Source organism: Candidatus Magnetaquicoccus inordinatus (assembly GCF_004217665.1).
Classification (GTDB): domain Bacteria; phylum Pseudomonadota; class Magnetococcia; order Magnetococcales; family Magnetaquicoccaceae; genus Magnetaquicoccus; species Magnetaquicoccus inordinatus.
Genome location: NZ_RXIU01000219.1, coordinates 1 through 6,072, shown reverse-complemented (window position 1 = coordinate 6,072; position 6,072 = coordinate 1). Strand labels below are relative to the sequence as shown.

The window sequence follows — 6,072 nt, the reverse complement described above, 5'->3', positions numbered from 1 at the left end:
ACCAGTGGGAAACATAGAGAGAACGAAGTCCCAGTTTTCATCCGTCAGTGCGATTGGCTTAGTCATAGTGACCGAAGCATAGCACAGAATCTAGCTTACAGTAAATAGGTTAACGCTTATGGGGCTTTGCCCTGCACCCACCAGGAGGAGATAATCTCCTCCTGGACCTCCATAATAATTTTCTGATTTTCAAATGCGATTGCCCTGCTCATTTGATTGCAAATTGGTATCAGTTGCTGGCAAATTGCTATCCGTTGCCTCAGGCGGCCAATGTGGTGAATAGGATAGCTCCGGCCAATCGCTCTCTTTCACCTCGCTGGCACGCATAAAACCAGGCTCGCCACTGCGCTGCTCGCCTAAAAAGCCCATGGTAGCCATGCTCAAGCTCTTCTCCCCGGCCACAATCACATGATCTACCAGACGAATACCCATCGGCAATAAAATCCGTTGCAACAACAGGGTCAGGTTGACATCACTCTGGGACGCCTGCAATACCCCGGAAGGATGATTATGGGCCAAAATGACATTGACCGATTTGTGGCGTAAGATAGTCTCCACCACTTGTCGTGGATGAATCAGAGCATCGGTTACCGTACCACGAGTGATCAAGGCTGGAAAAAGCAATTGACAGCGATTATCCAGGCACAAAGCATAAAACACCTCTTCCGAACGCCCGGCCATCAACGGTATCAAAAAACGGCTGGTGCGATATGGATCATTCAAAGGTACCTTTTCCCGTGTGGCATTATCATGCAGATAACGCCGGGTCAACGAAGGAATCATCGCCAAAAAAGCAGCGGCAGCATTACCCATACCCGGTACCGAGGCCAAATCACGTGCATCTGCTTCCAATACTGCCGAAAGACAACCATAGCGCTGCAAAAGCAGATGGGCAATACGATTGGTATCCTGGCGCGGCAAGGCATTGAACAATAATAATTCTAATACCTGATGATCCTCAAACTGTTCCAACCCCTCCTGCAAAAACCGTTGTCGCAATCGTTCCCGATGCCCACGATGAATTGATGCTACTTTTTCCATCTCCTCCATACCATCAACTGCTCCAATAGGGTCGTCACTGACTGGCCACTTGTTACAGGGATTGCTACACCAATAGCGCGGCTTATTAAACCATTTTCTGGGCAAAAGACGAAGTTGTTTATCATCGGCAACACAGGCAACATATCACAACAAAAAGAAATTTTTGTCGGCAAGCACAACATTGTCGGGGTTGTCATCCCCCCTGTTGGCAACAACAATCACAAAAGTCAGCTTGATGGTTATACGAGCAATGATATTAAGTATAATTACGCGCAAAACCAGGAGAACAAATTTGCAAAAATTTCCGAAAAATCTTTTCTCAGCGGTTGTGAATCTATCGTTGCCAACAGATACAGCGATAAAGACAGAGGAGGAAACAGAAAATGAATTCCATGGAGAGACGATAAAAGGCTGTTCTAAAACAATGTCATAGAATCATTCAACAGTTGCAAGCAGCAACCCTCAACCGCTATAGGCATTCTCCGCACTACTGCGCAATTGCCAAATGACTGTTGCATAATCCTGTTGCGAGAAAACCGCAGATCCCGCTACAAAGGTATCGGCCCCAGCAGCGGCAGCAGCGGCAATGTTATCGACTTTGATACCACCATCCACTTCCAAGGCAATGGTCAACCCCTGATCGCGAATCCATTGATGCAGGGTGCGAATCTTTGGCAACAGATAGGGAATAAATGATTGTCCCCCAAAACCGGGATTGACGCTCATCAACACCACCCGATCCAACAAGGGCAGCAGCTCAGAGATTGTCTGTAACGGGGTGGCAGGATTCAGCGCCACCCCAACCTGACAACCCAACTCACGAATATGCTGCAGGGCCCGATCCAGATGGCGCGTGGCTTCAACATGGATGGTAATACTGTCGGCACCCGCTTTGGCAAACTCGCTCAAATAGGGCTCCACTGGTTCAATCATCAGATGCAGATCAAGAGGTTGACGGGCTACCCGATGAATCGCCTCCACCACCAATGGACCAATAGTAAGATTAGGCACAAAATGGCCATCCATGACATCGATATGAATATAATCAGCACCAGCCTCTTCAACAGCACGGATCTCTTCGCCTAACCGGGTAAAGTCGGCAGAAAGAATACTGGGGGCAATTTTGATCATCAGCGGTTCACCATGGCCTGTAAACGTTGAATCCGTTCCGCCATGGGCGGATGGGTAGAGAATAGTCCGGCCAGAAAACCTGCCGAAAGCGGATTGACTATAAAAAGATGAGTAGCCGCCGGATGGGCCTCTGCGGCTGCCATGGGAATGGCTTGACTGCCCTGTTCCAGCTTATGCAGCGCTGAAGCAAGCCAAAGAGGATTACCACACAAACGCGCACCCAAAGCATCTGCGCCATATTCGCGGGAACGGGATACTGCCATCTGAATCAACATGGCCGCCACAGGAGCCAGCAGGGCCATCAACAAGCCACCCCCGCCACCCCCCTCTTCGCGCTCCCGGTCGGAATGAAACAGAGAACCAAACTGTGCCAACAGGGTCACGGCTCCGGCCAATGAGGCGCTGATCGTACCGACCAGAATATCCCGATTATAGACATGGGCCATCTCATGCGCCATCACTCCAGCCAACTCTTCACGATTGAGAATGCGCAAAATACCGGTGGTCGCCGCCACTGCCGCATGGGCCGGATCACGACCTGTGGCAAAGGCATTGGGTGAAGGATCATCGATTATATATACCCGTGGCATCGGCATATTGCTCCGCCGTGCCAACTCTTGGACAATGCCATAATATTCCGGCATCTGTTGCGGAGCAATCTCCTGGGCATTAAACATCTGCAACACAGCCTGATCGGAGTTCCAATAGGCCCAAAAGTTCATGGCAACCGCCACCAGCAAGGCCAATACCATTCCCTCCTTGCCCCCCAAGGCTTGGCCAACCACAGCAAAAAGGGCGGTTAAACCGGCCAGTAAGACAAAAGCACGCATATCACTCATGGCAACTCTCCTTGCGACCATCAGCAAAAATAGGCTCTGAATCGTTTCTCTTCCGCCGACAAACCCACTCTGCAACGGATAAATGATTGTAACTATTCACCGCCCAAAACAACTGCGGGTCCAGGGAGGGCACCTCCCTGGTGGAGTCCAGAGGCAAAGCCTCTGGGGTTTGGTTTTTGGCGCGCTTTTCACATTAAGCCGACGCGCTCTTTGCGTCGGCGCGGCGCGCCTAATGGAAGCAAGCTGTACGAATTGGCGCGCATTTTTTGCGCCAATTCGTACAGCATCCCCATGGGGGTAAAGCGGGAGAGCCAGCACGAACCTGAATGGTTACAAATGATATTCCATTATCGGCAGCACTCAACCACACTTGGAATAACCACACTCCAGGCAGGTATCACATCCATCCAGGCGCACCACCGCCATTTGACTGCATTTTGGACATAAACTGCCATTGCCTATCCCACCCTCTTGCGCCTGTTGCCGTTTGGCCAACAGCTCTTCCGATACCTGTGGAGGATGCAAAATGCCAATATTGGTCAAATGGCGTTCCAAACATTCGCCAATCTCCGCCACCAGACTGGGCATATATTTGCCACCCGGTTTGAAATAGCCGCCACGGGGATCAAAGACCGAGCGCAACTCTTCCACAAGAAATGTGGCATCGCCAGCATGCCGAAAAACCGCCGAAATAACCCGCGTCAGGGCAACAATCCAGGCAAAGTTCTCCATGTTTTTGGAGTTGATAAACATTTCAAACGGACGCCGTTTGCCGTTGACCACAATATCATTGATGGTCACATATAACGCATGCTCGGAAAGCGGTGTTTTAATTTTATAGGTTGCTCCGGTCAACTCTCCAGGGCGCTTCATCAAAGGCTGCATATGAATGACATTGCTCTCCTCTTCCCGACCAGGTGGGCGCCCACTACCCTTTTTTACCTCTTTGACTGCTGGTGTGGCTGCAGGTTCCACAGTTTCCGGCACCACTTCGCAGGCGACTATCTTCTCCTCGATGCGAACTGCCATAGTTTTTCTCCCTCACTCTTCTCCAAAAAATTGGCCGACCCTCTACAGGCGACCATAATATCCCTCTTTCAGCGCATCATACAGATTGGCCGCCGTATGCTTCTCCCCATCATACTCCACCTCTTCGTTACCTCTTAAGAGTACCGTCTCTCCATTGGCCAGAGTAAAACGGTAGGTGGTTGCCGCCAGATCCTCCTGTTTGACCAATACACCTTGAAACGCCTCTGGATTGAAACGAAAGGTGGTACACCCTTTCAAGCCCTGCTCATACGCATAGAGATAGATCTCCTTGAAGGCATCATAGGGATAATCACTGGGAACATTGATGGTTTTGGAGATGGAGGAATCAACCCATTTTTGTACCGCCGCTTGAATATCCACATGAGCACGCGGATGGATGGTATTGGCATCGACAAAACAGGCAGGCAGACGATTCTGCTCCTCCTCCGCATAGGGATCGGCAGCAGGATTGACCAGAGTGCGATAAGCCAACAGCTCAAATGAGAGCACATCCACCTTTTCCTTGGTTTTGCGTCCGGCACGAATAATGTTACGGCTGTATTTGTGGGAAAAGCTGGGCTCGATACCATTGGAGGCATTATTGGCCAGCGAGAGGGCAATCGTGCCCGTCGGTGCAATGGAGGTGTGGTGGGTAAAGCGGCAGCCATGCGTCGCAATGCGCTCGCGCAACTCAGCCGGAAATTGCGCCATATAACGACTGTAACGAGCCAACAATACCTTGCCAGGCACAGCATCACCAATGCCAATACCATCGGCAGCCATCTCTGGACGTTGCGCCATTAAGGCATCGGTGATGGTAAACATCTGCTCCATGATTGGTGCCGGACCCTTCTCCTCTGCCAGTTCTATGCCCACTTGCCAACCGGCCAAAGCCATCTCTTGCGCAACACGTTCCGCAAATTGTATCGACTCGGCATCACCATAGCGCATGTTGAGCATGGTCATCGCTGACCCCAAACCAAGAAAACCCATACCATGGCGACGCTTATGCAAAATTTCTTCCATTTGCTCCGACAGTGGCAAACCACTGATCTCCACCACATTGTCCAGCATACGGGTAAAAATGCGTACCACAGCATCAAAGGTTGCCCAATCAAAAGCAGCCTGCGGCGTAAAGGGATTACGCACAAAACGGGTCAGGTTGATCGAACCCAACAGACAGGCGCCATGTGGCGGTAAGGGTTGTTCGCCGCAAGGGTTGGTGGCACGCACCACCTCGCAAAACCAGTTGTTGTTCATGGTATTGACCTTGTCAATCAGGATGAACCCCGGTTCGGCATAATCATAATTGGAGCTCATGATCAAATCCCACAAACGTTGGGCCGGAATGCGTCGGTATACCCGGCAGGCCACCTCCCCGCGTTCGTTCAAACGATACCCCTCGGTCACCGGCCAGGGACGGTAGACAACAGGTGTCGCGGCATCCTCCAACTCCTGGTTATTGGCCGGAAAAATAAGCTCCCACTCCCGGTTCTCCTTGACAGCCTGCATGAAGGGCTCACTGATCAAACAGGAGAGATTAAACTGCCGCAGACGACCATTTTCCCGTTTGGCACGAATAAAATCGACAATGTCGGGATGGGAAATATCAAAGGTAGCCATTTGCGCACCACGGCGTCCACCTGCCGATGAGATGGTTTTGCACATGGCATCAAAAATATCCATAAAAGAGAGTGGTCCAGAGGTACTGGCACCCGCACCCGCCACCATGGCCCCCTTGGGACGCAAGGTAGAAAATTCATAGCCGATGCCGCACCCGGCTTTCAGGGTCAACCCCGCTTCGCGCACCATGTTGAGAATATCCACCATCGAATCGCATACCGTACCCGATACGGTACAGTTGATGGTGGAGGTTGCCGGTTTATGGGCCTGGGCCCCGGCATTGGAAATAATGCGACCTGCCGGAATGGCTCCCTGGCGCAGGGCCCACAAAAAACGCTCCTCCCATACGGCCTGCTGCTCAACCTGTTCCACTTGGGACAGTGCACGTGCAACGCGACGATAGGTATCG

General features: G+C 51.4%; 6 protein-coding genes. 1 reads left to right on the top strand and 5 read right to left on the bottom strand.

Annotated features, from left to right (window positions below; all coding sequences use genetic code 11):
- Positions 1-189 precede the first annotated feature (189 nt).
- Positions 190-1,050: a JAB domain-containing protein gene (locus EJP87_RS13250; protein ID WP_227657637.1), complete on the bottom strand. Its 861-nt coding sequence runs from the start codon at positions 1,048-1,050 to the stop codon at positions 190-192.
- A gap of 105 nt (positions 1,051-1,155) precedes the next feature.
- Between EJP87_RS13250 and EJP87_RS13245 the strand changes: the two genes are divergently transcribed.
- Positions 1,156-1,428, top strand: coding sequence for a hypothetical protein (locus EJP87_RS13245; protein ID WP_130472348.1), 273 nt, complete (start codon positions 1,156-1,158; stop codon positions 1,426-1,428).
- A gap of 75 nt (positions 1,429-1,503) precedes the next feature.
- Here the strand turns inward: EJP87_RS13245 and rpe are convergent, their stop codons facing one another.
- The 4 genes from rpe to EJP87_RS13225 form a co-directional block, all read right to left on the bottom strand.
- Positions 1,504-2,172: a ribulose-phosphate 3-epimerase gene (gene rpe, locus EJP87_RS13240; protein WP_130472347.1), complete on the bottom strand. Its 669-nt coding sequence runs from the start codon at positions 2,170-2,172 to the stop codon at positions 1,504-1,506.
- Positions 2,172-3,011, bottom strand: coding sequence for a zinc metalloprotease HtpX (gene htpX / locus EJP87_RS13235; protein ID WP_130472346.1), 840 nt, complete (start codon positions 3,009-3,011; stop codon positions 2,172-2,174). The genes rpe and htpX overlap by 1 nt, the downstream gene beginning before the upstream one ends.
- A 360-nt stretch (positions 3,012-3,371) precedes the next feature.
- Positions 3,372-4,040: a TSCPD domain-containing protein gene (locus tag EJP87_RS13230; RefSeq protein WP_130472345.1), complete on the bottom strand. Its 669-nt coding sequence runs from the start codon at positions 4,038-4,040 to the stop codon at positions 3,372-3,374.
- A gap of 42 nt (positions 4,041-4,082) precedes the next feature.
- On the bottom strand, positions 4,083-6,072 hold a 1,990-nt coding region (locus EJP87_RS13225), incomplete at its 5' end, for an adenosylcobalamin-dependent ribonucleoside-diphosphate reductase (RefSeq protein WP_130472344.1).

Excerpts from the sequence above, each read along its gene's own strand:
- EJP87_RS13250 (WP_227657637.1), bottom strand. The coding sequence starts at position 1,050 with ATGGAGGAGATGGAAAAAGTAGCATCAATTCATCGTGGGCATCGGGAA.
- rpe (WP_130472347.1), bottom strand. The coding sequence starts at position 2,172 with ATGATCAAAATTGCCCCCAGTATTCTTTCTGCCGACTTTACCCGGTTA.
- htpX (WP_130472346.1), bottom strand. The coding sequence starts at position 3,011 with ATGAGTGATATGCGTGCTTTTGTCTTACTGGCCGGTTTAACCGCCCTT.
- EJP87_RS13230 (WP_130472345.1), bottom strand. The coding sequence starts at position 4,040 with ATGGCAGTTCGCATCGAGGAGAAGATAGTCGCCTGCGAAGTGGTGCCG.